This window comes from Sphingobium phenoxybenzoativorans, assembly GCF_018286635.1.
Lineage (GTDB): Bacteria > Pseudomonadota > Alphaproteobacteria > Sphingomonadales > Sphingomonadaceae > Sphingobium > Sphingobium phenoxybenzoativorans.
In genome coordinates this window covers 29,102-54,089 of the sequence record NZ_CP073910.1, presented here as the reverse complement: position 1 = coordinate 54,089, position 24,988 = coordinate 29,102, and the positions used below count along the sequence as shown (strand labels likewise).

The following is a 24,988-nucleotide window of genomic DNA, read 5'->3' as shown; positions in this document are numbered from 1 at the left end:
TTTGCGATAGGCGCTGATCTGGGCGCTATCTTGTCAGGCTATCATCCAGTTCCCTCAGCCTTGCCTCTATCTGGGGACCGAACTGATAAATATCGGTCAGGTCCGCGATAGTGTGCCTTTCTTCATCCTTCCCGGAAAATGTACCGAAATATTTGGTGGTGACGCCATTGAAGTGCATGCGGGCAATGGATTTGCGATTATTGTCGTCCAACAAAATGGCGGCATAGGATTTCGCGTCACGAAGTATGATCCGCTTTGGATGCACCCACTTCGACGCGATGGCCTGAACAATATGAAACCCTGATATTTCTTCTGCCGTCGTTATAATTTCCGAATTGTCGGTGAGGGCCGTTTCCTCCTCGATATCAGGATCTCTTGGGGCAGAAGCGTTCAGGGCCGAGGACAGGCGTTCCGTGACCAGATCGCGAATGAAAGTGGCGATGGAGTTGGCCAGCAGCTTGGCGAAATGATCCTTGATCGCCGGCGTAAGGCGGCCTTCATGTATGCGCCGCGCCATCATGCCGACAAATTCTTCCGACGGTTCGGAAAACTCCTTCGCCAATTCGATGCGGATCAACGACTGCAGCTTAAGATTGCCTGCTTCCTGCACGATCTTGTCGATGTCGAAGGAAGATTTGGCAAATTTCTCCAGGGTTTTGACGTCGGTTGGCTTGATCGCATCCATCGTGAATGTGAAGAATGGCTTTTCATCCATCTTGTTCGGTTTTTCGATGTCCGCATAAAATTGATAAACCACGCCGTTGGTGAGGACTGCCAGACGCGCATCCGTCACGCTGAAATAACGGAAAAGTTGCCCGGCGTGATTGATGTTCAATTCAAGCGACGAAGGCTTGCATTCGACAAGAATGGTGACCTTCCCACCCTTGCATATCGCGTAATCGACCTTCTCGCCTTTCTTGGTGCCGACATCGGCGATAAACTCCGGCACAACCTCGCTGGGGTTGAAAACATCATATCCAAGAGCCTGAAGAAAGGGCATGACCAAGGCGGTTTTGGCTGCCTCCTCAGTCAGCAAAACTTCGCGATGTTCTATGGTCCGCTTCTGAAGTTCGGAAAGCCGCGTCGCCAGGTCCATGATCCTATCCCCCAATAAGACAAGAACAATGATGCCGTGTCGCCATCATCTGGTCCACGCCAATTGGAGCCATATTTGAGGGATCATATATTTCGAAAGTAAGCCGTTGTTTTTGTTTACGATGATGCAGGCTAGTTGCCACGCTTCCAGATGAAGATGCTGGCCGCACGCGCATCCTGACCACTGTCTTTTGCTGCGGCCTTTTCGTACCTATCTCCACTCATAAAGGAGAACCCCCATGCCATTGACCCGTGACGAAGATATCGCCGCCCTGCTGAACGGGGCGCGGACCATTGCGATGGTGGGGGCTTCGGACCGGCCGGACCGGCCGAGCTATGGCGTGATGCAGGTGCTGCAGGATCATGGATACCGGGTGCTGCCGGTCAATCCGCAAATCCCCGGCGAGCATATTCATGGCGAATTTGTGTGGGACCGCCTGTCCGACATCGGCGTGCCGATCGACATTGTGGACATTTTCCGGAACAGCGCGGCGGCGGGCGCGGTGGTCGATGACGCCATCGCGGCGGGCGCAATGGCGGTGTGGATGCAACTGGGCGTCGTCAACGAGGAAGCGGCGGCGCGGGCCGAGGCGGCGGGGCTGAAAGTGGTGATGGACCGCTGCCCGGCGATTGAGATACGCAGGCTGGGTCTGACGCCTGTGGGGGAGGGGTGAAGGGGGCTGGAGTTGTCCATTTTACGTGGAAGCACTCCAATCTCCGTTCGTGTCGAGCGAAGTCGAGACACTGCGCGAGACTTCTCGACTACGCTCGAAGCGAACGGAGGGGGGTAATTTGCGGAGGCCGTTCGGCTCCAAGTGACTCCCGCCACTTTAGCACCTTCCCGTTTCGCGCGGGGCCTTCTATCAGGCTGATATATGGCGCGCGCACCGGGATCGAAGGAGAGGCAGGGGATCGCGATCGACCGGCGCACGATGCTGGTCGGCGGGGGCGCCGCCGCCGGGCTGCTGGTCGCCTGGAGCCTGTGGCCGCGCGATTACAAGGCCAATGTCAATGTGTCGCCGGGCGAGCAATTGTTCGGCGCTTTCCTGAAAATCGACAAGTCCGGCGTCGTCACCGTCATCGTGCCGCAGACCGAAATGGGGCAGGGGGTCACCACCGTCCTGCCGCAGATATTGGCGGACGAGCTGGGCGCGGACTGGCGCGCGGTTGCGGTGCAGCCAGCCCCGATCAGCGCGCTCTACGCCAATACGCTGCTGGTCGAGGAATGGCGCGGCGGCGACCTGACGACCATGCTGGGCGGCGTGGGCGACTGGGCGCTGAAGGAATATGCCACCCGCAACGCGATCATGCTGACCGGCGGATCGACATCGGTGCGGATGTTCCATGACAGCTATCGCGACGCCGGGGCGGCGGCGCGCGTGCTGTTGTGCAAGGCGGCGGGCAAGCGCTGGGACGTCGCCTGGGAAAGCTGCGACATCAAGAATGGCATCGTGTCGGACGGCGGCAAGCGCCGGTTGAAGATCGGCGAGCTGGCGGCGGAGGCGAGCGCGTTCGACCTGCCGGAGATATTGCCGCTGCGGCAGGATAGCGATGCGGACGGGCGGCTGGCGGGCGAAAGCGTGCCGCGGATCGACCTGCCCGCGCAGATCGACGGATCGATGACCTTCGCCGCCGACATCCGCGTGCCCGACATGCTGTACGCATCGATCCGGCAGGGACCGGTGGGCGATGCGACGCTGGGCAAGGTCAATGAGGCCGCCGCCGCCAAGGTGACGGGGTTCCGCAAGCTGGTGCGGCGCGACCGGTGGGTGGCGGCGGTCGCGTCCAACTGGTGGGCGGCGAACAAGGCGCTGGACCTGCTGGACCCTGTGTTCACCCTGCCGCACAGGCCGGTCGACACCGCCAGCATCGAAAAGGCGCTGGAGGACGCATTTGCGGGGAGCGGCGGACGGCGGCTGTATGAGCAGGGCGACCTGCTGCCGGTGTTCGAGGGCGCGACCATCGTCGCCAGCGAATATCAGGTCGCGCCTGCGCTGCACCTGGCGATGGAGACGATGGCGGCGACGGCGCGGGTGAAGGACGGGCTGGCGGAAGTGTGGATGGCGACGCAGGCGCCCACCTTCGCGCGGGCGGCGATCGCCGAGGCGCTGGGCTTCTCGAAGGGCGATGTGATCCTCTATCCGCTGCATGCGGGCGGATCGTTCGACCGGAAGATGGATTTCGAGGCCGGGGTGCAGGCGGCGATCATCGCGCAGGAAATGAAGCAGCCGGTGCAGCTCATGTGGTCGCGGGCGGAGGACATCATCCGCGACCTGCCCCGCGCGCCCGCCCATGCGCGCATGGCCGCGAAGCTTGGCCGCAACGGGGTGATCGAGGGCTGGCTGGCGAAGGTCGCCGCGCCCGCTGCCCTCGCCGAAACATGGGCGCGGATCGCCGATGGCGCGCTGCCCCATGACGCGGCGAAGGCGGCGTCGGGGCGCGCCGACCGGCTGGCGGTGTCCGGCATGACGACGCCCTATGCGATGAAGAATTTCGCCATCGACCATTATCCCGCCGACATCGGCCTGCCCACGGGGCGCTGGCGGTCCAACGCCAATCATTATTCGGCCTTCTTCACGGAAAGCTTCATCGACGAGCTGGCCAAGTCGGCGGGGATAGAACCGCTGTCCTTCCGCATCCAGATGCTCGGCGGTCAGCCGCGCCTTGCCCATTGCCTCGCCACGGCGGCGGCGATGGGCGGATGGCAGGGCGGGATTGCGGGCAGCGGGCAGGGCATCGCCTGCCACGCGATGAACGGCGCCTACATCGCCGTGCTGGTGGAGGCGGGGCTGAACAATGGCAAGCTGACCGTGCCGCGCATCGTCGCGGCGGTCGATTGCGGCGATCAGATCAATCCCGACATCGCCCGGCAGCAGATAGAGGGCGGGCTGATCTTCGGCCTCGCCTCCGCCATGGGCGCGTCGGGCAGCTATGCGAAGGGCCTGCCCACCCGCGCGATCCTGGGGCGGCTTGGCCTGCCGCGCCTGGCCGATGTCGGCGAAGTTACGGTCGAGCTGATCCGCAGCAATGCGGCGGCGGGCGGCGTTGGCGAGATTGGCGTGCCGCCGGTCGCGCCCGCCATCGCCAACGCGCTGTTCACGGTGACGGGCGCGCGGTTCCGCACGCTGCCGCTGGTGGCGCCGGCATGACGGCGGGATCGGCGCCTCCCCGCGATCACCCCGATGTCCTGCCGCGCCGCATCGGCGTGCTGATCGTCAATCTGGGCACGCCCGATGCGCCGGACGCCAGGGCGGTGAAGCGATACCTGAAGGAATTTCTGTCCGACCGGCGGGTCGTGGAAATCCCGCCCGCCATCTGGCAGCCGATCCTGCGCGGCGTCATCCTGACCACCCGCCCGAAAAAATCCGCCCATGCCTATGCGAAGGTATGGACGGAGCGCGGGTCGCCGCTCGCCTTTCATACGCATGACACGGCCGCCGCGCTGAAGGATGCCTTCGGGCCGGATGTGCTGGTCGACTGGGCGATGCGTTACGGCTATCCGTCCATCCCCTCCCGTCTGGCGGCGATGAAGGCGGCGGGGTGCGACCGCATCCTGATCGCGCCGCTCTATCCCCAATATAGCGCGGCGACGACGGCGACCGCGAATGATGCCGTGTTCCGGGCGCTGGGGGATATGCGCTGGCAACCGGCGGTGCGGACATTGCCGCCCTATCATGACGACCCCGCCTATATTGCGGCGCTGAAAGCGTCAGCGGAGCGGCATCTGGCCGCGCTGGATTTCGCGCCGGACGTGCTGCTCGCCAGCTTCCACGGCATGCCGGAGCGGACGCTGCATCTGGGCGACCCCTATTTTTGCCAGGCGCAAAAGACCGTGCGGCTGCTGTCCGAAGCAATGGGGCGGGAGGTCGCGATCAGCTTCCAGTCGCGCTTCGGCCGCGCGAAATGGCTGGAACCGGCGACCGATACGACGCTGGCGCGAATGGCGTCGGAAGGTGTCCGTTCCGTTGCTGTGATGATGCCCGGCTTTTCCGCCGACTGTCTGGAAACGCTGGAGGAGATCGCGCTGCAGGGGGCGGAGACATTCCACGTAAATGGCGGCAAAAATTTCGCCTGCATCCCCTGTCTTAACGCGGATTCCGAGGCTATCATCTTGTACGAGAGTCTGATTTCGCGGGAACTGCAGGGGTGGTTGAACGTCACCCCATAGGACCCATCCAAGGAGAGGAAAAGCGCATGAGCAGAGTAGCGGTCGTGACCGGCGGAAGCCGGGGCATCGGGGAAGCAATCAGCGTTGCGCTCAAGGAGCTGGGCTATAAGGTTGCGGCCAATTATGGCGGCAATGATGAGAAGGCGAAGGCCTTTTCCGAGGAGACGGGCATCCCGGTCTATAAATGGGATGTGGGCGATCATCAGGCATGCCTGGACGGCTGCGCGCAGATCGCGGCCGACATCGGCCCCGTCGATATCGTCGTCAACAACGCTGGTATCACCCGCGACGGCATATTGCTCAAGATGAGCTTCGACGACTGGAACGAAGTGATGCGCGTCAATCTGGGCGGCTGCTTCAACATGGCGAAGGCCTGCTTCCCCAGCATGAAGGAGCGCGGCTGGGGCCGGATCGTCAATATCGGGTCGGTGAACGGTCAGGCCGGGCAATATGGCCAGGTGAATTATGCCGCCGCCAAGTCCGGCATCCATGGCTTCACCAAGGCGCTGGCGCAGGAAGGCGCGCGGTTCGGCATCACCGTCAATGCGCTGGCCCCTGGTTATATCGACACAGACATGGTGGCCGCCGTGCCGCCGCCGGTGCTGGAGAAGATCGTCGCCAAGGTGCCGGTCGGCCGCTTGGGCAAAGCCGAGGAAATCGCGCGCGGCGTCGCTTTCCTCGTCAGCGAGGATGCGGGTTTCGTCACTGGCTCCACCCTGTCGCTGAATGGCGGCCAGCACATGTATTGAGCCGCAGGTGTCAGTGGCTGTGCCAGTGGTTCGCCCGTCGCGCCTGCGCTCCTTGATGTTCGTGCCGGGCGACCGGCCCGAACGCATGCGCAAGGCGCTCAACAGCGGCGCGGATGCGCTGATCCTGGACCTGGAGGATTCGGTCGCGCTGTCCGCGAAGGAAGGCGCGCGAGCGGAGGTCGCCGCATTCCTGGCGGAAGCCGGAAGGGATGTCGCGCTGTTCGTGCGGATCAATCCGCTGGACGGCGGGCTGGCCGATGCCGATCTTAACGCCGTGATGGGCGCGCGGCCCACCGGCGTCGTGCTGCCCAAGGCCGAAGGCGCGGCGTCGATGGCCGATCTGGACCGGCGGATGCGCGAAAGGGGGGATGAGGACGGCCTGATCCTGCCGATCGCGACCGAAACGCCGCGGGCGATATTCCATCTGGGCGAATATGCCGGGTCGGGCGCGCGGCTGATCGGCGTCACATGGGGGGCGGAGGACCTGCCCGCCGCGATCGGCGCGCTGTCCGCCCGGCATGAGGATGGCAGCTATACGCCGCCCTACGAAATCGCCCGGTCGCTGACGCTGTTCGCTGCCGCGGCGGCGGAGGTCGCCCCGATCGAGACGGTCTATCCCGCGATCCGCGATCTGGACGGGCTTGCGGTCTATGCGGCGCGGGGCGCGCGGGACGGGTTCCTGGGCATGATGGCGCTTCATCCCGATCAGGTGCCGGTCATCAATGCCGCCTTCACGCCATCGGACGCCGCCATCGCGCATGCGCGCGCCGTGGTGGCGGCGTTTCAGGACAATCCGGGCGCGGGCGTGCTTGTCCTGGACGGCAAGATGATCGACGGCCCGCATCTTAAGCGCGCCCAGGCCCTGCTTGCCCGGACGGCGTAAAGCCACTGCTTCCGGCCGTACGGCGCTCCCATATTTCCCAATATTTCTCGATCGATGAGGCGGGCGGCAATATTCGGCTACATTTTGCGACAGAGATGAAATCAGTTCGCAATAGCGATTGACAGTGCGAATGACTCTCAATAACTGACCCCCAACTTTCCGAAGGGGGAATCGATGACTGTGAGCAAGAAAAATCGTGGTGCGACGCCGGCTTTCCTGGCGTTGTCCTGCATTGGCGCCATCGCCACATCGCAGACCGCGTTTGCACAGGACAGCCAGCAGAAGCTGGGTGGCATGACCGTGACCGACACGGCGATCGACGAAAGTCCGATCAAGGTTGAAAAGGCGGAATCGCCGAAATATGTCCGGCCGTTGCTGGATACGCCGCAGACGATCACCGTCATCGGCAAGGAAACGATCAAGCAGCAGAACCTGCTCACCCTGCGCGATGTGCTGAGCACTGTGCCGGGCATCACTTTCGGCGCGGGCGAAGGCGGCTTCGGCTATGGCGACCGCATCATCCTGCGCGGTCAGGACGCGAAGAACGACGTCACCATCGACGGCGTCCGTTCCGGCGCATTCCTGAACCGCAACGAAGTTTATAATATCGAGCAGGTTGAAGTGACCAACGGCGCCAACTCTGTCATGAACGGCGGCGGCTCGGTCGCGGGCACCATCAACCTGGTGACGAAGCGGCCGCTGGCCGACGACCAGACGATCCTGAATGCGGGTGTCGGCACCGACAATTATTACCGCGCCACCGTCGACGCCAACAAGCGGCTGAGCGACATGATCGCCGTGCGCATCAACGCCGTCTATCATCGCAATGACGTGCCAGGCCGCGATGTCGAGGATTATGAGCGCTGGGGCATCGCGCCCGCCATCACTCTAGGCATTGACGGCCCGACCAGCCTGACCCTGCAGGGCGAATATCTGGATGACAAGGCGATGCCGCAATATGGCATCCGCTATTATGCGAACAATGGCGGTTTCGTGCCGGACTTCGATCGCGGCGGCTATTATGGCTTCGCCAATCTGGATCAGCAGAACAGCAAGACCAAGTCGCTCCAGGCGATTTTCAGCCACCAGTTCAGCGACACGGTGAAGATCCGTAACCTGACGCGCTACGAGAATATCAGTCAGGACACGATCACCAGCCAGCCCAACGGCACCTTCTGCCTCGCCTCCACCGGCCGTCAGCCGATGGACATCAACGGCGTTAGCGCAGCCTGCCCGGCAACGGTTCCTGCCGGCTATTATCTGCCGACTGGCGGACGCGGCGTGGAGCGCTTCATTCACAACGAAACCGCCTATAACCAGATCGACCTGAGCGCCGATTTCGCAACCGGCGGCATCGAGCATACGCTGGTGATCGGCGCGTCCGCGCTGTGGGAGAAGTATCGCCAGAACCAGGGCACGCTGCCCCGCAACCCGGACGGTTCAACACCAGCCTTCCCGTTGGTCTACATCAACGACCCGGAGACGATCGTGCAGGGTCCGGCGGGTTTCACCTATGGCAACAACACCTATAACGGCCCGATCAACTTCATCCAGACAAGCAAGAACTTTGGTGAGCAGACCAGCTATGCCGCCTATTTGTTCGATGCGATGAAGTTCACCGACTGGTTCGAGCTGAATGGCGGCATCCGCTATGAGAAGGTGAAGGGCGAAAACCGGACGCTCAGCTATGTGACGACCGCCGGGTCCGCCAATCTGGGCCAGATCAGCGCGGCAACCGGGCCGTTCGAAGTGGATGACAATCTATTCTCCTATCGCATCGGCGCAGTGGTCAAGCCGACACCCAGCACCAGCTTCTATGTCGCCTATGGCAACTCCAAGTTGCCTTCCAAGGTGTCTGTCGATGGTTCCTGCTCTGCGCTGACCTGCAACGTGAAGCCGGAGACGACCGAAAATTATGAGATCGGCGCTAAGGCTGACCTGTTTGACGCAAAGCTGCTGTTGACCGCCGCGCTGTTCCGCAACGACCGGAACCAGATCAAGGTCATTTCGGGCGATCCGACCCTGCCTGACCAGGCGACGGACGGCTTCCAGCGGGTCGAGGGCATTTCACTTGGCGCGTCCGGCAACATCACGCCCAACTGGACGATTTCGGCCAACTACATGTACCTGAAAAGCAAGATCAAACAGGGCGTGTCCGATTATTGCCTCGCCAATCCGGGCGCGGTGGATGCGACAGCGGGAACATGCGCCAACAGTGCGGCCTTCCCCGATCCGACGCGCGGCTATTCGCTGACCAATGCGCCCAAGCATTCGGGCAGCTTGTTCACCACCTACCGCTTCGATTTCGGATTGGAGCTGGGTTATGGCCTGACTTATCAGGGCAAGTTCCTGCTCAATCAGCCGACCCTCGCGCAGCTCACGGCCGGGAACTATGTCGCCTATAATGTGCCGAGCTACACCATTCACCGCTTCATGGTGAACTATCCGATCACGGATCAACTGACGGCGCAGGTGAACGTCCAGAACTTCACCAACGAGAAATATGTGACGACGGTTCGCAACAATGTCGGCGGAAGCTGGGCGCAGCCGGCACCGACCCGTTCGGCGGTGTTCAGCCTGAACTACACCTTCTGATCCCCCTTCCGGGCTGATCACTCTCCTCCGGGGGCGGAGGACGGGCGGGCGCTTTCACTCCCCTTGGGTGAAACGCCCGCCCGCACTGTTTGTGCGAATGCGAAACAGATTGTCATTTGCGGTTCACATGCAATTGATTCGCATTACGCTTTGCGATAAGGCGGCCCCGCCGGGCCAATTGGGAACAGGGGTGGCATGTTCGATACCGTCACGCAGATCGATGAGGTGGCCGAGGCGGATGCCCGCGCCGTCTCGTTCGCGCCGCGCCGGCCCGCCGCTCCGCCGTCCGCCGGGCACAGCAGCGGCGAACGCTATGGCGCCAGGCGGATCAATATGCCCGCCGCCATCGCTGTCGCGCTGATCCATGTCGCCCTGTTCGGCGCGCTGTTCCAGATGCGCACCATCTATATCCAGAAGAAGGCGGCGTCGCTGGCCGTCGTCAACCTGACCCCGCCCGCGCCGCCGCCGCCCGCAGAGGCGGAGCCGGTTCCGCCGACCCGCCCGGAAGTCGTGGCGCCGCGCCCGATCGTGCAGACCCCCGTGCCGGTCGTCTATCAGGTGCCCGTCATCGACAAGATCACGCCGCTGCCCGTGGTTCAGGCCCCGCCTGCGCCACCCGCGCCCGTCGCCATCCCGTCGACCATCGATGCGGGCGACCTGGGCACGCGCATGGTGTCCGGCAAGCCGCCGCGCTACCCGATCGAAAGCCGCCGCAAGCATGAACAGGGTACGGTTGTCCTGTCCCTGACGCTGGGCGTGGACGGGCGCGTGGCGTCGGTGGCGATCACGCAGAGCAGCGGATCGCCCCGCCTGGATGACGCCGCGCGCGACGCCGTGCGGACCTGGCGCTGGGAGCCGACGATCCGGGGCGGGCAGCCGGTGCAGGTGCGCGGCGTCGTCGAAATCCCCTTCGTCCTCAAGGGCTGAGCGCATCCGCCCATGATGATCCCCATTCCCGGTCTGCTCGACGCCGAGGGCGTAGCGCGCGTCCGCGCGCTGATCGACACCGCGCAGTGGGTGGACGGCAATGTCACCTCCGGCTTCCAGTCGGCGCTCGCCAAGCGCAACCTGCAACTGCCCGAAGACTCGGCCGAGGCGCAGCAGGCGGCGCAGATCGTGTTCGATGCGGTCAGCCGCAACGCGCTGTTCATCGCCGCCGCGCTGCCGCTGCGCGTCTTTCCGCCGCTGTTCAACAGCTATGGCGGGGGGCAGGCGTTCGACACCCATGTCGACAATGCGATCCGCATCCAGAAGGGCACCGGGTTCCGCGTGCGCAGCGACCTGTCCGCGACCCTGTTCCTGGAGGATCCGGACGACTATGATGGCGGCGAGCTGACGGTCGAAACCAATTTCGGCGTGCAGCAGGTGAAGCTGCCCGCCGGCGACATGATCCTCTATCCCGCTTCATCCCTGCACAGGGTCGAGCCAGTGACGCGCGGCCGCCGGGTCGCCAGCTTCTTCTGGATTCAGTCGATGGTGCGGGACGACAGCCAGCGCCAGACGCTGTTCGATCTGGACAGCGCCATTCAGGCGGTAGCCGCGACGCAGGGGCAGGGCGCGCCGGAGGTCATCAAGCTGACCGGCGTCTATCACAATCTGCTGCGGCGCTGGGCCGACGCCTGATCGGCGTGACGGGTGCCCCGGCGGCGGTTATCCCACCGGGCATAGCGTCATGATGCGATAATCGTCCGGTTTCTGCCGCTGCTCTTGGCTTCGTAAAGCGCCTTGTCCGCATCCTGTAGCGCCTGTTCGGGGTTGGAGGTGGTGGAGGCGATCCCGGCGGAAAAAGTGACCTGGCCCAGCGGCGCGTCCGTGTCGCGCAGCCGGAAAAATTTCTCGCTGACGGTAACGCGCGCCTGCTCGATCAGGCCGAACGCCTCCGCCTCCGCCATATCGGGGAACAGCGCCACAAATTCCTCGCCGCCGAAGCGGGCCACGGGGTAGGGGGCAAGGCCCGTCTGGAGAATATCCGCGACGGCCTTCAGCACGCGGTCCCCCACGGCATGGCCGAACCGGTCGTTGACCGACTTGAAATGGTCGATGTCGCAAAAGGCGATGGTGATGCGCGCGCTCTTGCGGAACGCCTCCTCAATCTTCTCGTCCATCGCCCGGCGGTTGGACAGGCTGGTCAGCGCATCGCGCGAGGCGTCGTTGCGCGCGGCGTCCAGGTCGAGCCGGAGCTTTTCGGTCTCCTTCTTCGTCTCGGCCAGCTTGCGCTCCACCTCCGCGGTTTTCTGCCGCATCGCGCTGATCACGCCGGCAAAGTCGAACCCGGCGGCGATCTGCTCCATGCCCTCGGCCAGATCGCGGTTGAACGTGCTGGCGTCGGAGAGCGCGGCGGTCGTCAGTTCGGTGAAGGTCAGGGCCTGATGCCGGAGCTGTTTCTGGATATCGTCCATCGCGTCGGACGGGATCGCGGCCGTGTCATCCGCGGCGCCATCCGCGGTGTTCGTCATCATGTCGTCGACCTCACCCTGGGTCAGGCGGACGCCGCCATCGGTGATGTCGTTGACCAGTTTGCGCAGCAGGCCGTTGCTTTCCGTGATGTAGAGAAAGGCGAAAGCATAGTTGGCTGGCGTCGGGTCCAGCATATGCTTGTCCAGGAACCGGATGACCTCCTCTGCGATCTTCCGGTTAGAGCTTTGTTTCCCCACGCATTTCCCCCTTGGCAAGCTCAGAATGCCTGCCTATTCCGATGCTCCTAGAGCAAGAAATGGAACATTGCAGCATCTTTCAATGATAGAAAAACAATCGGGAATTCAGCCTGACCTATGCCTGCGGCATGCGGGGCGTCCGCTTGACCTGTCGAGCCGCCTGTCTAGGAGCTGGCGCGGCTTCGCGGTTGAGCTGGTGAGCGTGGATGGGGCCAGCGAGTTCAGTTTCCAGCGGGTCAGCAACAATCATTATCTCGCCCTGCATGACATCGTTCTGGATCAGGGGCAGATACGCGTCGATGATTTGGCGATGGACCAGAGGCGGGATCTGCGCGGCACCATCACATTTCTGCCAAGTGGATGTTCCGTACAGGGCTGGTCCGCCGCGACCGCCCGGACGAACAGCTTCACCGCGCTCTATTTCGACGCAACGCTGCTGCGGGAGGAGATGGACATGCGATATCGCGAGGCGTCGCTCGCCCCCGTCCTCTATGCGCGCGGGGGACCGCTGCCCGCGACGATGCGCAAGTTCCAGACGGTCTTTGCCGATCAGGCGCTGGACAGCCTCCATGCGGAAAGCGCCTGCCTGATCGCGGCGATAGAGGTGCTGTCGCTGCCGCAGATGCAGGGGGCCGGGCGGTTGACCGCGCGGCAGACCAGCGCCGTGATCGATTATATCGGGGATAATCTGGCGCACGATCTCAGCCTGTCGGATCTGGCGGGCGTCGCGGGACTCAGCCGCTATCATTTCGGCCGCGCCTTCAAGACGACAACGGGGCAATCCCCCTATGCGTTCATCCTGCAGCGAAGGGTCGATGCCGCCGCGGAGATGATGGCGACCAGCCGGATGTCGGTGGAACAGGTGGCGGAGATGTGCGGTTTCCGCACCACCGCCAATCTGCGCAGGAAGTTTCAGCAGGCCAAGGGCATGACGCCGCTGGCCTTCCGGCGGAGCGTGCAATAGCGGCCTTGCGGTTTCGTCCAGCCCGGCGGCCTGGCCTACCCGCGCAGGGCTACCTCCGCCGCCGCCATATAGTCCCGCGTGATCGGCAGGGTGCGGCGGTCGCGGCAATATTGGACCTGGAAATTGACCATGCCGCCATGTTCGAACGCGGCGGTCGCCCCGGCGAGGTAGAAGCTCCACAGGCGGAAGAAACGGGCATCGTACAGCGCCTCTATCTCCGCCTTCTTCTCCTGCGTGCGCTTGTACCATTCGCGCAGGGTCAGCGCGTAATGGAGGCGCAGCACCTCGACATCGGTGATCATCAGCTTGTTGGGTTCTGACCCCGCGACCATTTCCGACAGCGCGGGGATATAGCCGCCGGGGAAGATATATTTGCGGGTGAAGGCGTCCGTGCGGCCTGGCTTCATCCGCCCGATCGTGTGGATCAGCATCACGCCCTGCGGCGTCAGCAGATTGTGGCAGTGGCGGAAAAATTCCTGGAAATGCGCGGTGCCGACATGTTCGAACATGCCGACCGAAACGATTCGGTCGAACGGTGCGCCCAGCTCCGCGCCGACGTCGCGATAATCGATCAGCTCGAAGCGGACATGATCGGCGACGCCCGCGTCGATCGCGCGCTGCCGCGCGACCTTCAACTGTTCCTCCGACAAGGTGACGCCCAGCACGTCGACGCCGCATGTCTTGTGCAGATAGAGCGCCATGCCGCCCCAGCCGCAGCCGATGTCCAGCACCTTCATGCCCGGCTCCAGCGCCAGCTTGGCGGCGATATGCGCCTTCTTGTCGACCTGCGACTGTTCCAGGCTGATGCCGGGGCTGTTGTCCGCGTCCGGCCAGTAGGCGCAGCTATATTGGCGGTCGGTGTCGAGGAACAGGGAATAGAGCGCGCCGGACAGGTCGTAATGATGGGCGACGTTCGCCTTCGCCTTGCGGCGATCGTTCACCTGCGCGACGCGGCGGGCGATCTTCTTCGCCGCCCTGCTGACGGGGCTGGCGGCGTCGATGTCCTTGCCGCTTTCCCAGGGGTTGTTGCCCCGGATGAAGGCGATGAAGTCCATGATGTCGCCGCCCTCTATCGTGGCGCGGCCGTCCATATAGGCTTCGGCGATGCCAAGGCGGGGGTCGCGGACGATATCGAACGGCACGCGCTTGTCGTGCAGTTTAAGCGTCAGATCAGGGAAGTCGGGGTCGGCCGCGCCGAACTGGCGGCTCCGTCCATCGGAGTAGACAAGGGTGAGGCGTCCCCGGCTGACCAGCCGGCTCAGCACTTTCTCGAATAGCCACATGTTATTGGTAATGCGCGATCATAACGGCTGCGTCAAACGCCGTAAGTCAGATGCCTGCATACCAGTCGTAACCGGCATAGTCCTCCCAATAGCCGCCTTTTCCCCTGCCGATGCCGGACAGGCTGTCCACCGCCTCTATCGCCATCAGATATTTCGCCTGCTTGTAGCCAAGCTGCCGTTCGACCCGCAGGCGCAATGGCGCGCCATTGGCGACGGAGAGCGGTTTGTCATTGAGCGCGAAGGCGAGAATGGTCTGTGGGTGGAAAGCGTCGATCATGTCGATGCTGTCATAATAGGGGTGTCCCGATCCCATCGTGTCGGCGCAGCGGAACACCAGATATTTCGCGCGGGTGGACAGGCGCGCGGCGTCGAGGATCGTGCGCAGCGGCACGCCGCGCCACTTGCCGATCGCGCTCCACCCCTCGACGCAATCATGGCGGGTGATCTGCTCGCGATGGGGAAGCGCATGAAGCTGGGCGAGGGACAGGGAGAGCGGCCGCCCGACCATGCCCGTGACCTTCAGCCGCCAGTCGGCGAAGTCCGTCCGCCAGATCGCCTTATAGGCGTCCGTATTGGGATTGGCCGTGCCGTTGGCGCGGAAGATGGGCGAGATGTCGGCGGCGCTGAACTCGCGGGCCAGGGCGTTCCGGTCCATCAGGCTGCGTTGCGCCCAGCGGTGGAAATTCTCCGCCGAGAACAGGATGCGCTGCACATTCTCATGCTCCGCCAGCCGGTCGCACCCGGTCAGCATGGTCGCCGCCATACTGCCGATCAGGGTGCGGCGGGACAGTATCATGGGGCCGCTCATTCCGGCGGCACCCGGTAGCGGCCAGTGATCATCGACCGGATTTCGTTCACTGGCCCGGCCAGCAGCACCATCAGGATATGGACGAAGAAAAAAGCGACCACCGCCCAGCAGGCGATGAAATGCACCGACCGCGCCGACTGCCGCCCGCCGAAAATGTCGATCAGCCAGGGCCATGCCGCGTTCATGCCCGGCGACATGGCAAGCCCGGACAGGATGAGCGCCGGGAGCGCCAGGAACAGCACGCTATTATAAGCGGCCTTCTGCAGAATATTGTAGCGCAGCGCCGCCTGCCCCTTCGGAAAGCGCAGCCGGGCATGGTCGATAATGTCGCGCCAGATGTGGCGGGGCGACAGTTCGTCGCGGCGGAAGGCGAGGTCGCGGCGGAAGTGCCGGTTGGCGAGGCTCCACAGCATATAGCCGAGCAGCGCGAAGGCGAAGACGGGCGCGAAGGTCAGATGCCAGTGGCGCGACATGGCGAGGCTATAGTGACCGGGCAGGGTGATCCATCCGGGAAAACGATCCAGCACCAGCCAGGCATGATCGAAATTCGCGCCATATTGGCCCCAATAGAGCCGGGTATGGGCGTTGAAGATGCCAAGGCCGCTCATGAACAGGATCGCCATCACCGCGGCGTTCAGCCGGTGCCACAACCGGGTCGACAGGCGATGGCGCTTTACCAGCGGCGCTGGCGGCGCAAGAGGGGGGACGGCGGGATTCATCGGTCTGCCTCTAGGCGCGCGCTCCATGGGGTCCGCTATCATTCGTTCCGCGAAGCCAGAAGGTTACACGGCGCAGGCCGCGCATGCCATCCCCGCCGGGTCGGACAGGGTGTGGCCTCTCTGCATCACCTGTGGAAGATTTGTGCTGCATTGCGATGGAGGCTTTCATTCCGTTCATGTGGCAGCCATCTAGGCGGCGCATAAGCCCCCTCGTCGCGCTTAAGTAACGATACGCGGCATATGTAGAACACGTTATGATTGCTCGTATATTCAAGAGGTCGTAGAACAAATTTAATTAGAACCATTCCCCTTGAACCCTAGTCGGCAAGATCAAAGATATGCGCCGGCCCGGACGAGTGTCGAATTTAATACAATGAGGTTAATTATGAAGACTGCGATTTTCGCGGCTTTTGCCGTTGCGTCCATTTCTGTTCCTGCTTTTGCTCAGGACGAAGCCCCCTTCACTGGTCCGCGCATCGGCGTAACCGCTGGTTACGACAAATATGCGGGCGAGGCTGGCGTGAGCTATGGCGTGTCGGCTGGCTATGACCTGCCGGTTGCGCAGAGCATCACGGCGGGCGTCGAAGTGTCGCTGGCTGACTCCTCCGTGAAGGGCGGCGGCATCCACGCGAGCCGTGACCTCGCCGCGTCGCTGCGCCTGGGCTATGTCGCCAACCCGCGCATTCTGGCCTTTACCAAGGTTGGTTATGTCGACAGCCGTATCGAGGCCGCCGGCACCGGCGCAGCCTTTGAGGGCGTCCGTTATGGCGGCGGTCTGGAATTTGCGGTGACGTCCAACACCTATCTGTCGGCCGAATATCAGCGGACCGAATATGAGCAGAATCTGGGCGGTCGCGACGCGGCCCTGTTCGGGATCGGCTTCCGCTTCTGATCCGCTCCGCCGGGTGAAAAGGAAGGGGCGGTCCCGTGCGGGCCGCCCCTTTTTATTTTGCTCCCCATATTCAAAAGGGAAAGGGCGCGACATCCGGCTCCACCCAGGTCCGGCGCGCCTCCGCCGACATCAGCCGGCCATGCGACCAGTAGGCGAGCAGCCAGTCCTTGTCGCCGCACGGCCCCGCCATCAGCGCGGCATGGCTTTCGTGCAGTGTGCGCGGAGCCGTCTCCGCCGCCAGAAACGCCCGCGCCGCGCGGATGGAGGCAAGGGTGATCGTCTCATGATAGCCGGACGTGTCGCTGTTCACGCCCCCCACCGACTCATTGTAGCGGCGGATCATGCCCGGCATGTCGCGTTCGGCAACCATATCCGGGCGGCATCGCAGCAGCCAGATCGCCCCTGCGAAATGGGCGGCATGGGTCCACGCCTCTTTGGGCAGGGTCAGGTCCGTGAAACCGGCACAGAGCGTTTCGATCTCCGCATCGCTGGCATAATATATCGTCGTCATCGTCATTCTCCTCTGGTCGGGCCGGCCGGCGGAGCGCAAACAAAAACCCCGCCGGAAGCGGCGGGGTGCTTGGGTTCATGGTCCGGGCGGAAAGGCGGTCAGCCTCTCCCGTCGGCCATGCACGCTGGGCAGCCCGCCGGAATGCGGGTTTGCCGGATGCTTGCAGGGGCGATCATGCGGGCCATGAAGGGGCGGATACAGGGAATCGCCGGAAAGGTCCACTCCACAGCCGTCATGCCTGCGCAGGCAGGCATCCCGCTTTTGCGTTGGCTGGAATAAGAAGCGGGACTCCTGCCTTCGCAGGGGTGACGGCAGGGGGAATTTATCCCAGCGCCAGTTGCTTTTCTTCGGCCAGCCGGTCGAGTTCGGCGCGGCTCTTTTTCTCCGACGCTGATTTGAGCTGCCCGCAGGCGGCCATGATGTCGCGGCCGCGCGGCGTGCGGACGGGGGCGGAAATGCCCGCCTCGAAGATCAGGCTGCTGAACGCCTTGATCCGTTCCGGCGTCGAACATTCGTAGAGCGCGCCCGGCCAGGGATTGAAGGGGATCAGGTTGACCTTGGCGGGCAACTTATATTTGCGGATCAGGCGGACCAGTTCGCGCGCATCGTCGTCGCTGTCATTCTTGTCCTTCAGCATCACATATTCAAAAGTGATGCGGCGGGCATTGTTCGCCCTGGGATAGTCAGCGCAGGCCTGAAGCAGTTCCTCAATCCCATATTTGCGGTTGATGGGCACGATCTCGTCGCGCACTTCCTTGGTGACGGCGTGCAGCGACACGGCCAGGTTGACGCCGATCTCCTCCGCCGCGCGCGCCATCATCGGCACCACGCCGCTGGTCGACAGGGTGATGCGCCGCTTCGACAGGGCAAGCCCGTCGCCATCCATCACGACCTTCAGCGCATCCCGGACATTCTCGAAATTATAGAGCGGCTCGCCCATGCCCATCATCACGATATTGGTGAGCAGGCGGCCGTCGGCGGTGTAGTGCGGCGCGTCCTCATCCTCGTCGATGTCGTTCGACGCCCCGGCCGAAGCATCCGCCGCCATATTGCCGCGCGGCCATTCGCCCAGCGCATCGCGGGCCAGCATCACCTGCCCGACAATCTCGCCCGGCGTCAGGTTGCGGACAAGGCGCATGGTGCCGGTGTGGCAGAAGCGGCAATTAAGCGTACACCCGACCTGACTGGATACGCAGAGCGTGCCCCGGTCCGCGTCCGGGATGAACACCATTTCATAATCCTGGCCATCGTCCGACCGGAGCAGCCATTTGCGCGTGCCGTCATTCGACACCTGCGCCTCCACCACCTGCGGACGGCCGATGACGAATCGCGCCGCCATCCACGCGCGCATCGGCTTGGCGAGGTCGGTCATCTGCGCGAAATCGGTCTCGCCGCGATGATAGAGCCAGTGGAACAATTGCTTGGCGCGCAGCTTCGCCTGCTTCTCGTCCAGGCCCGCCTCGGCCAGCGTATCGCGGATCTGTGGGCGCGACAGGCCCAACAGGTCGACACGCCCATCCTCACGGGGCGTCACGGCGCGCGGAACCGGCACCGGATCAATATGACCGGGAATTTGCATGGGCGCGCATATAGGGCGAAAGCGGCCGAAACGCTAGGCCCCGCGCCCTATCGCGTTTTGGCGCACCCCAACGCCGCCGCGTCGATCGCGGTGGCGGCGCCGCGCAGGGCGTAGACATCCGTGAACAGGCGGCCTCTGGCGTCGCGGCCCTGCACGCTCATGCTGGTGCCGGACCGGATGGCGGCGACGATGGCTGCGTCGGTGCGGCGGTCGGGCGCCCAGGCGTCGGCCGTTCCCGCGACCAGCGCGAATTGCCGGTCGCCAATGCCCAGTGTCACTTTGCTATTGGCATTTTTCGGGCCGTCGGGCGCGCGGGCGCGGCTGAGGCGGAAGTGAATCTGGCCGCGCACGCCCTGCTTCGGCCAGGAGCCGATAGAGGCATAGGCGCGCCACGCCGCATCCCGGTGGCGGCGCGCAGGTTCCGCTATGGCGTAGCAGCGGGGCACGCTGGGATCGCGAAACGCGCCCCAGCTTTCGAAAACGCCCAGCGAATCCCTTGCCTGCGCCGCGTCGGGCATTGCGCCGGCCATGACGCTGGTCAGGGCCGCGATCGTCAGTGCAAGGGCGGAAAGGCGCGTCATCTTCGCCCGGCAAAGCCGATGCCCACAGCTTTTGCAAGCGCTCTGTCAGCCATTTGCTGACGAACGCTTGCCCATCAAGACATAGTTGCTAATGAGAGAAGGCATTTCCAGACTGCCCGGACTCGCGCCGGGGTTCGCCGGCAGGCATGGTCTGGGAATTCGGGGCGGACTGCAGCATAGAATCGGGATTTAGGGAATGAAGGCCACCATCGAACGCGCAACCCTGCTGAAAGGGCTGAGCCATGTGCAATCGGTGGTCGAGCGCCGGAACACCATCCCCATCCTGTCCAACGTGCTGATCGAAGCGACGGCGAACGGCACGCTGAAACTGATGGCGACCGACCTTGACCTGCAGATCGTCGAGAGCATTCAGGCGCAGGTGGACACGCCGGGCGCGACCACCCTGTCGGCGCACACGCTGTTCGACATTGCGCGCAAGCTGCCAGAGGGCAGCCAGGTCTCGCTGCAGGCGGCGGACGGCAAGATGCTGATCCAGGCGGGCCGGGCGCGGTTCAACCTGTCGACCCTGCCGCGCGACGATTTCCCGGTGATCGCCGAGGGCGACCTGCCGACCGCGTTCGAGCTTCCCGCAGCGACGCTGATCCAGATCATCGACAAGACGCGCTTTGCGATTTCGACCGAGGAAACGCGCTATTATCTGAACGGCATATTCTTCCACGTGTCGGACGATCCGCAGCCGGTGCTGAAGGCGGCGGCGACGGACGGCCACCGGCTGGCGCGCGTCACCGTGCCCCGCCCGGATGGCGCGGAGAAGATGCCCGACATCATCGTGCCGCGTAAGTGCATCGGCGAGCTGCGCAAGCTGCTGGACGAGGTGGACGGCAGCGTCGACATCAGCCTGTCCGCCAGCAAGATCCGCTTCGGCCTGGGCACTGCGATCCTGACCAGCAAGCTGATCGACGGCACTTTCCCCGATTACAGCCGGGTGATCCCGACCGCGAACGACAAGCTGCTCAAGATCGATCCGCGCAGTTTCGAGGATGGCGTCGATCGCGTCGCCACCATCGCCACGGAAAAGACCCGCGCGGTCAAGATGGCGCTGGACAAGGACAAGATCACCCTGTCCGTCACCAGCCCGGAAAACGGCACGGCGGCAGAGGAAGTGCCGGGCGATTTCGCCGGCGAGGGTTTCGATATCGGCTTCAACGCCCGCTACCTGCTCGACATATTGCAGCAGGTGGACAGCGACCTGGTGGAACTGCACCTGGCCGACGCCGCCGCGCCGACCCTGATCCGCGAGAATGACAAGAGCCCGGCGCTCTACGTCCTCATGCCGATGCGTGTCTGACTTTTCAGCCTGCTCCTGCGAAAGCAGGAGCACGGCACCCTTCAAACCGACAGCTTCGCGCTCAATCCCCCGAAATCGCCGACACCATTTCCGGGATGGAGGTGAACTTCTCCCGCGGCGCGCCTGCGCGGGCGTGGGCGATTTCGGCCAGGTCGATCTTCTGCCAGTCGCGGAAGGTGACGATCTCGACGCCGCGCCCCTCCATCAGCCGGTCTAGGCCGGCGCGGCCCTCCTTGCCTGACCCCGCGCCGATATCCTCGCCGATCTTCTCCGCGATCATATAGCCGTCCGGCCGGTTGGTGCCGATGGTGCCGGTCGGCCCGCGCCGCGCCCAGCCGACGCAATAGAGGCCGGGCTGAATGCGGCCCTCATCATTGGCGAAGCGGCCGAGCTTCGTGTCATAGGGCACGCCCTCGATCGGCGGGGTGCGGTAGCCGATGCAGCTCACCACCAGCGATGCGTCGATCGTGTAGCGTTCGCCGGTGCCGACCGCGCGGCCCTCATCGTCCAGCCGGGTCTTTTCCAGCGTCAGCCGCTCCACCTTGCCGTCGCCGCTGATCTCCACCGGGGCGGCGAAGAAGTCGAAATCGATGGTCACCGGCTTTGCGGCGGGGTTGGCGGCGAATCCGCGCAACAGGGCGACCGACTTGCGCACCCCCGGCTCCAGAGCGGCGTCGCTTTCCGGCGGCGGCAGGTCGGCCGGGTCGACATGCGGCGCGGCGCGCTCCAGATGACCCAGCTCGCCCAGCTCCTTGGGCGTCATGGCGATCTGGTGCGGCCCGCGCCGTCCGGCGATGGTGATATGCGCCACCTTCGATTGCGTCAGCGCGGTCAGGGCGTGGGCGACGATATCGCTGCCAGCAAATTCGCTTTCCGCTTTCGACAGGATGCGCGCGACGTCCAGCGCGACATTGCCGTTGCCGATGACGGCGACGTTCGCGCCGGACAGGTTAGGCGAAAGGCCCGCAAATTCGGGATGGCCGTTATACCAGCCGACAAAGGCGGCGCTGCCGACTACGCCCGGCAGGTCGTCTCCGGGGATGCCAAGCGGGCGGTCGCCGGGCGCGCCGGTCGCCAGCACCACGGCGTCATAAAGCTCCAGCAGCTCTGATATGGCGACGTCCCGGCCGACCGCGACATTGCCCACGAACCGGACCGTGTCGGTCAACGCCACGGCCTCATAGCGTTTCGACACCGCCTTGATCGATTGATGGTCGGGCGCGACGCCGGAACGGATCAGCCCGAAGGGCACGGGCATCTTGTCGATAATGTCGACCCGCGCCTCCTCGCCGAACGCCTTGCCGCAGGCTTCGGCGGTATAATAGCCCGCAGGTCCCGAACCGATAATCGCGATGTGCCGCATCCGGCTCTCCTATTTTTGATCTTCCAGCCATGCTAACGCAGGACGTCTCCTGCACAACCGATAAATGTGGATGGAGGAGCTGTGGAAAAACGGCCCATGTTGGACCATTGTAACCGGATTTAAAGCAGTGCCGGTGCATGGGGGGCGCATGACCATATCCCGCGCCGCCATTTCGCAACGCACCGATCCGCGGCGAGCCACCTTTCTCGTATCGCTTGGTCTGGCCGACGCCAGCCAGGATGCGCCGCCGACCTGGCTGATCAGCGCCATCCGGTCGGTGGCCATGCTGTGGCCGCTGGTGCTTGCATCGAAACTGGCGTGCGCCGGGTTGATGATGATTTTGGGCGAAGCCAGGCTTGTGTCCGGCGGGGCGCTCCCGGCGCTGTTGGCGGCGGCCGCCGTCGCGGTGGATGCGGCGATGATCATCCTGCCGCGCACCGGCGGCTTCCGGCTGCGCGCGCCCCATATCCAGTTGCGCCTTGTGCTGCCGCTCGCCTTCCTGTCCGGCGCGACATACAGCTATTGGCTGGAGCTTGCCTCCTCCGCATCGTCGACCGGCATCGGCCCGTGGATGATGTTCGCGGCGATGACCGCGCTGATCGCGGTGTCGATATTCGGCAGCCGCCGCATATTGGGGCTGTCCTATTGCGTGGGGGCCAGCGTGCCGCTGGTGCTGATCACCGAGGATGCGGCGCATTTCGCGATATTGGGCCTGTCCATCATGGCCATCGCCTTCGCATCCGTGCGGCAGGCGAAGATCGACCAGTTGAAGCTGCTCGCCAATCAGGAAGCGCAGCAGCGCGGACGGCGCGCGGAGCGGCTGCTGAATGAGCATGAGCGGTCCGGCCGGGGCTGGTTCTGGGAAACGGACCGCCAGGGGTGCATTACCTATATTTCCGAGACTCTCGCGGAATCGCTGGGGTTGAAGGCCAAGGACCTGATCGGGCGCGCCATCACAGAGCTGATTTCCCAGGGCGAGCGGCAGCGCGGCGATGGGGAACGGACGCTGGGATTCCATCTGTCCGCCCGCTCGTCCTTCTCCGAAATCGCGGTGCGCGTGGCGATGAGCGAGGAGGAGCGGTGGTGGGCGATTTCCGGTCAGCCGATCGTCAGCGACTTCGGCCAGTTCCACGGCTTTCGCGGCAGCGGCACCGACCTCACCGAAATGAGGCGGTCGGAGGCGGAGGTGACGCGGCTGGCGCAATATGATTCGCTGACCGGCCTTGCCAACCGGGTGCAGATGATGCGCACGCTGGAGCATGCCGTGGTTGGCGCGCGGGGCCAGCCGGGCGATTGCGCGCTGCTGCTGCTCGACCTCGACCGGTTCAAGGGGGTCAACGATACGCTGGGCCATCCCGCAGGCGACCAGTTGCTGCGCCTGGTCAGCCAGAGGCTGCAACGGGTGATCGGCGAACGGGGCCGGGTGGGCCGCCTGGGCGGCGACGAGTTCAAGGTCGTCCTGCCGGGCCGCACCGACCGGCAGATGCTGGGCGCCATTGCCGATGCGATCATCGTTTCGTTGTCCCAGCCCTACGCCATCGAAAATACGCAGGTCGTGATCGGCGCGTCGATCGGCATCGCCATCTGCCCCGACCATGGCGTGACGGCCGATGCCATGATCCGCAACGCCGACCTTGCGCTCTATGCGGCGAAGGGCGACGGGCGCGGCGTCTATCGCTTCTACTCGTCGGAAATGCATGCCGATGCGGAGGATCGCCGCCAGTTGGAGGAAGATCTGCGCGGCGCGCTGGCCAATGACGGCCTGCACCTCGTCTATCAGCCGGTGGTGAGTTCCGCGACGGAGCAGGTGACGGGCTATGAAGCGCTGCTGCGCTGGAGCCACCCGAAGCGCGGCCTGATTTCCCCCACCGTGTTCATTCCGATCGCGGAGGAAACCGGGCTGATCTCGCAGATTGGCGAGTGGGTGCTGCGCACCGCCTGCCGCGACGCCGCGCGCTGGCCGGACAGCATCCGGGTCGCGGTCAATGTGTCGCCGATCCAGTTCGCCAACCCATCCCTGCCGACCATCGTCATGAGCGCCCTCGCCGGCGCCCGGCTGTCGGCCGAGCGGCTGGAGCTGGAGATTACGGAAAGCGTATTCCTGAACGACGACGCCGATACCGACGCCATGTTCGCGCGGTTGAAGGGGGTTGGCGTGCGCCTGGCGCTCGACGATTTCGGCACCGGCTATTCCTCGCTCGGCTATCTGAAGAAAGCGCCGTTCGACAAGATCAAGATCGACCAGAGCTTCGTGCGCGGCGCGGCGATCAAGGGCAATCGCAACAGCGCCATCATCAAGTCCATTGTCAGCCTGGCCGAAGCGCTGTCGATGGACACGACGGCGGAAGGCGCGGAAACCCATGACGAGCTGGACATGATCCGGCAATTGGGGTGCAGCCATGTGCAGGGCTATATCTATGGCAAGCCCATGCCCGTGGCAGAGGTGATCGACCGGCTCAACAGCAATGGCACGCGGGCGCAGCCGGAAGGCTTCCGGTCCAGCCGCCCGGTGCGCAAGTCGATGCTGCGGTCGGTGTCGGTGCTGCATGACGGGCATCGCTATGCCGCCCGCGTCCGCAACATCTCGTCCACCGGCGCGCTGATCGAAGGGCTGTGGAACGTGCCGACGGACACGGTGTTCCTCGTCGATCTGGCGGAGGGCTACGCCGTGCAGGCGACGGCGCGCTGGTCCATAGAGGACCGGATGGGCATCGAATTCCACGCCAATATCGACATCGAAAGGCTGAAGGCCGCCTCCGCGCCCAGAGCGCTGGCGTCTTAGCGTTGCCGTCATTACCGTCCAAAGCGCACCTTCCGCCCATTGGCGGCAGGTGA

21 protein-coding genes are annotated in these 24,988 nt (G+C 64.1%); 12 read left to right on the top strand and 9 right to left on the bottom strand.

Features of this window, described 5'->3' with window-relative positions; translation table 11 throughout:
• Positions 1-25 precede the first annotated feature (25 nt).
• On the bottom strand, positions 26-1,096 hold the full coding sequence (locus tag KFK14_RS00270) for a type I restriction endonuclease (protein ID WP_070155688.1): 1,071 nt from the start codon (positions 1,094-1,096) through the stop codon (positions 26-28).
• A gap of 238 nt (positions 1,097-1,334) precedes the next feature.
• On the opposite strand from KFK14_RS00270, the gene KFK14_RS00265 reads away from it, so the two are divergent.
• From KFK14_RS00265 to KFK14_RS00230, 8 genes are all read left to right on the top strand, one after another.
• Positions 1,335-1,769: a CoA-binding protein gene (locus tag KFK14_RS00265; RefSeq protein ID WP_070155690.1), complete on the top strand. Its 435-nt coding sequence runs from the start codon at positions 1,335-1,337 to the stop codon at positions 1,767-1,769.
• A gap of 201 nt (positions 1,770-1,970) precedes the next feature.
• A complete protein-coding gene (locus KFK14_RS00260) occupies positions 1,971-4,244 on the top strand; it encodes a xanthine dehydrogenase family protein molybdopterin-binding subunit (protein WP_212609459.1) in 2,274 nt (757 codons plus the stop codon).
• A complete protein-coding gene (gene hemH, locus KFK14_RS00255; RefSeq protein ID WP_212609458.1) occupies positions 4,241-5,263 on the top strand; it encodes a ferrochelatase in 1,023 nt (340 codons plus the stop codon). The genes KFK14_RS00260 and hemH overlap by 4 nt, the downstream gene beginning before the upstream one ends.
• Positions 5,264-5,289: 26 nt before the next feature.
• On the top strand, positions 5,290-6,012 hold the full coding sequence (gene phbB, locus KFK14_RS00250) for an acetoacetyl-CoA reductase (protein WP_070158282.1): 723 nt from the start codon (positions 5,290-5,292) through the stop codon (positions 6,010-6,012).
• Positions 6,013-6,067: 55 nt separating this feature from the next.
• Entirely contained in the window at positions 6,068-6,895 is an 828-nt protein-coding gene (locus KFK14_RS00245; protein ID WP_281417197.1) for an HpcH/HpaI aldolase/citrate lyase family protein, read from the top strand.
• 174 nt (positions 6,896-7,069) lie between these two features.
• Positions 7,070-9,490, top strand: coding sequence for a TonB-dependent receptor (locus KFK14_RS00240; protein WP_212609456.1), 2,421 nt, complete (start codon positions 7,070-7,072; stop codon positions 9,488-9,490).
• Positions 9,491-9,685: 195 nt separating this feature from the next.
• Positions 9,686-10,417, top strand: coding sequence for an energy transducer TonB (locus KFK14_RS00235; protein WP_212609455.1), 732 nt, complete (start codon positions 9,686-9,688; stop codon positions 10,415-10,417).
• 12 nt (positions 10,418-10,429) lie between these two features.
• Positions 10,430-11,113, top strand: a complete 684-nt coding sequence (locus tag KFK14_RS00230; protein ID WP_212609454.1) for a Fe2+-dependent dioxygenase — start codon at positions 10,430-10,432, stop codon at positions 11,111-11,113.
• Positions 11,114-11,160: 47 nt separating this feature from the next.
• On the opposite strand, the gene KFK14_RS00225 is transcribed toward KFK14_RS00230, so the two are convergent.
• On the bottom strand, positions 11,161-12,144 hold the full coding sequence (locus KFK14_RS00225; protein ID WP_212609453.1) for a GGDEF domain-containing protein: 984 nt from the start codon (positions 12,142-12,144) through the stop codon (positions 11,161-11,163).
• 82 nt (positions 12,145-12,226) lie between these two features.
• On the opposite strand from KFK14_RS00225, the gene KFK14_RS00220 reads away from it, so the two are divergent.
• On the top strand, positions 12,227-13,108 hold the full coding sequence (locus KFK14_RS00220; protein WP_212609452.1) for a helix-turn-helix domain-containing protein: 882 nt from the start codon (positions 12,227-12,229) through the stop codon (positions 13,106-13,108).
• A gap of 35 nt (positions 13,109-13,143) precedes the next feature.
• On the opposite strand, the gene KFK14_RS00215 is transcribed toward KFK14_RS00220, so the two are convergent.
• From KFK14_RS00215 to KFK14_RS00205, 3 genes are read right to left on the bottom strand one after another with little or no spacing between them, the layout of a single operon-like run.
• On the bottom strand, positions 13,144-14,391 hold the full coding sequence (locus KFK14_RS00215; RefSeq protein WP_212609451.1) for an SAM-dependent methyltransferase: 1,248 nt from the start codon (positions 14,389-14,391) through the stop codon (positions 13,144-13,146).
• Positions 14,392-14,437: 46 nt separating this feature from the next.
• Positions 14,438-15,187, bottom strand: coding sequence for a molybdopterin-binding protein (locus KFK14_RS00210; RefSeq protein WP_212609450.1), 750 nt, complete (start codon positions 15,185-15,187; stop codon positions 14,438-14,440).
• 8 nt (positions 15,188-15,195) lie between these two features.
• Positions 15,196-15,918, bottom strand: coding sequence for a cytochrome b/b6 domain-containing protein (locus tag KFK14_RS00205; protein ID WP_212609449.1), 723 nt, complete (start codon positions 15,916-15,918; stop codon positions 15,196-15,198).
• Between the two features lie 385 nt (positions 15,919-16,303).
• Here KFK14_RS00205 and KFK14_RS00200 point away from each other — a divergent pair, with 385 nt between their 5' ends.
• Positions 16,304-16,810 (top strand): outer membrane beta-barrel protein, encoded by a 507-nt coding sequence (locus KFK14_RS00200; protein ID WP_070157861.1) that lies wholly within the window; start codon positions 16,304-16,306, stop codon positions 16,808-16,810.
• 70 nt (positions 16,811-16,880) lie between these two features.
• On the opposite strand, the gene KFK14_RS00195 is transcribed toward KFK14_RS00200, so the two are convergent.
• The 3 genes from KFK14_RS00195 to KFK14_RS00185 all read right to left on the bottom strand — a co-directional run bounded on the left by KFK14_RS00195 (position 16,881) and on the right by KFK14_RS00185 (position 19,481).
• Entirely contained in the window at positions 16,881-17,321 is a 441-nt protein-coding gene (locus KFK14_RS00195) for a hypothetical protein (RefSeq protein ID WP_212609448.1), read from the bottom strand.
• A 322-nt stretch (positions 17,322-17,643) separates the two neighbouring features.
• The gene (gene rlmN, locus KFK14_RS00190) at positions 17,644-18,900 is read right to left on the bottom strand and encodes a 23S rRNA (adenine(2503)-C(2))-methyltransferase RlmN (protein WP_212609447.1); all 1,257 of its coding nucleotides are present in this window, start codon (positions 18,898-18,900) and stop codon (positions 17,644-17,646) included.
• Positions 18,901-18,947: 47 nt separating this feature from the next.
• The gene (locus KFK14_RS00185) at positions 18,948-19,481 is read right to left on the bottom strand and encodes a hypothetical protein (RefSeq protein ID WP_425516646.1); all 534 of its coding nucleotides are present in this window, start codon (positions 19,479-19,481) and stop codon (positions 18,948-18,950) included.
• A gap of 196 nt (positions 19,482-19,677) precedes the next feature.
• Here KFK14_RS00185 and dnaN point away from each other — a divergent pair, with 196 nt between their 5' ends.
• Positions 19,678-20,790 carry a DNA polymerase III subunit beta gene (gene dnaN, locus KFK14_RS00180; protein WP_212609446.1) on the top strand — a complete coding sequence of 371 codons (1,113 nt, stop codon included), beginning with the start codon at positions 19,678-19,680 and terminating at the stop codon, positions 20,788-20,790.
• A 61-nt stretch (positions 20,791-20,851) separates the two neighbouring features.
• Here the strand turns inward: dnaN and KFK14_RS00175 are convergent, their stop codons facing one another.
• Complete coding sequence (locus KFK14_RS00175) at positions 20,852-22,153, bottom strand: FAD-dependent oxidoreductase (protein WP_212609445.1); 1,302 nt, start codon at positions 22,151-22,153, stop codon at positions 20,852-20,854.
• Positions 22,154-22,301: 148 nt separating this feature from the next.
• Between KFK14_RS00175 and KFK14_RS00170 the strand changes: the two genes are divergently transcribed.
• Positions 22,302-24,935 (top strand): putative bifunctional diguanylate cyclase/phosphodiesterase, encoded by a 2,634-nt coding sequence (locus KFK14_RS00170; protein WP_212609444.1) that lies wholly within the window; start codon positions 22,302-22,304, stop codon positions 24,933-24,935.
• Positions 24,936-24,988: the final 53 nt, after the last annotated feature.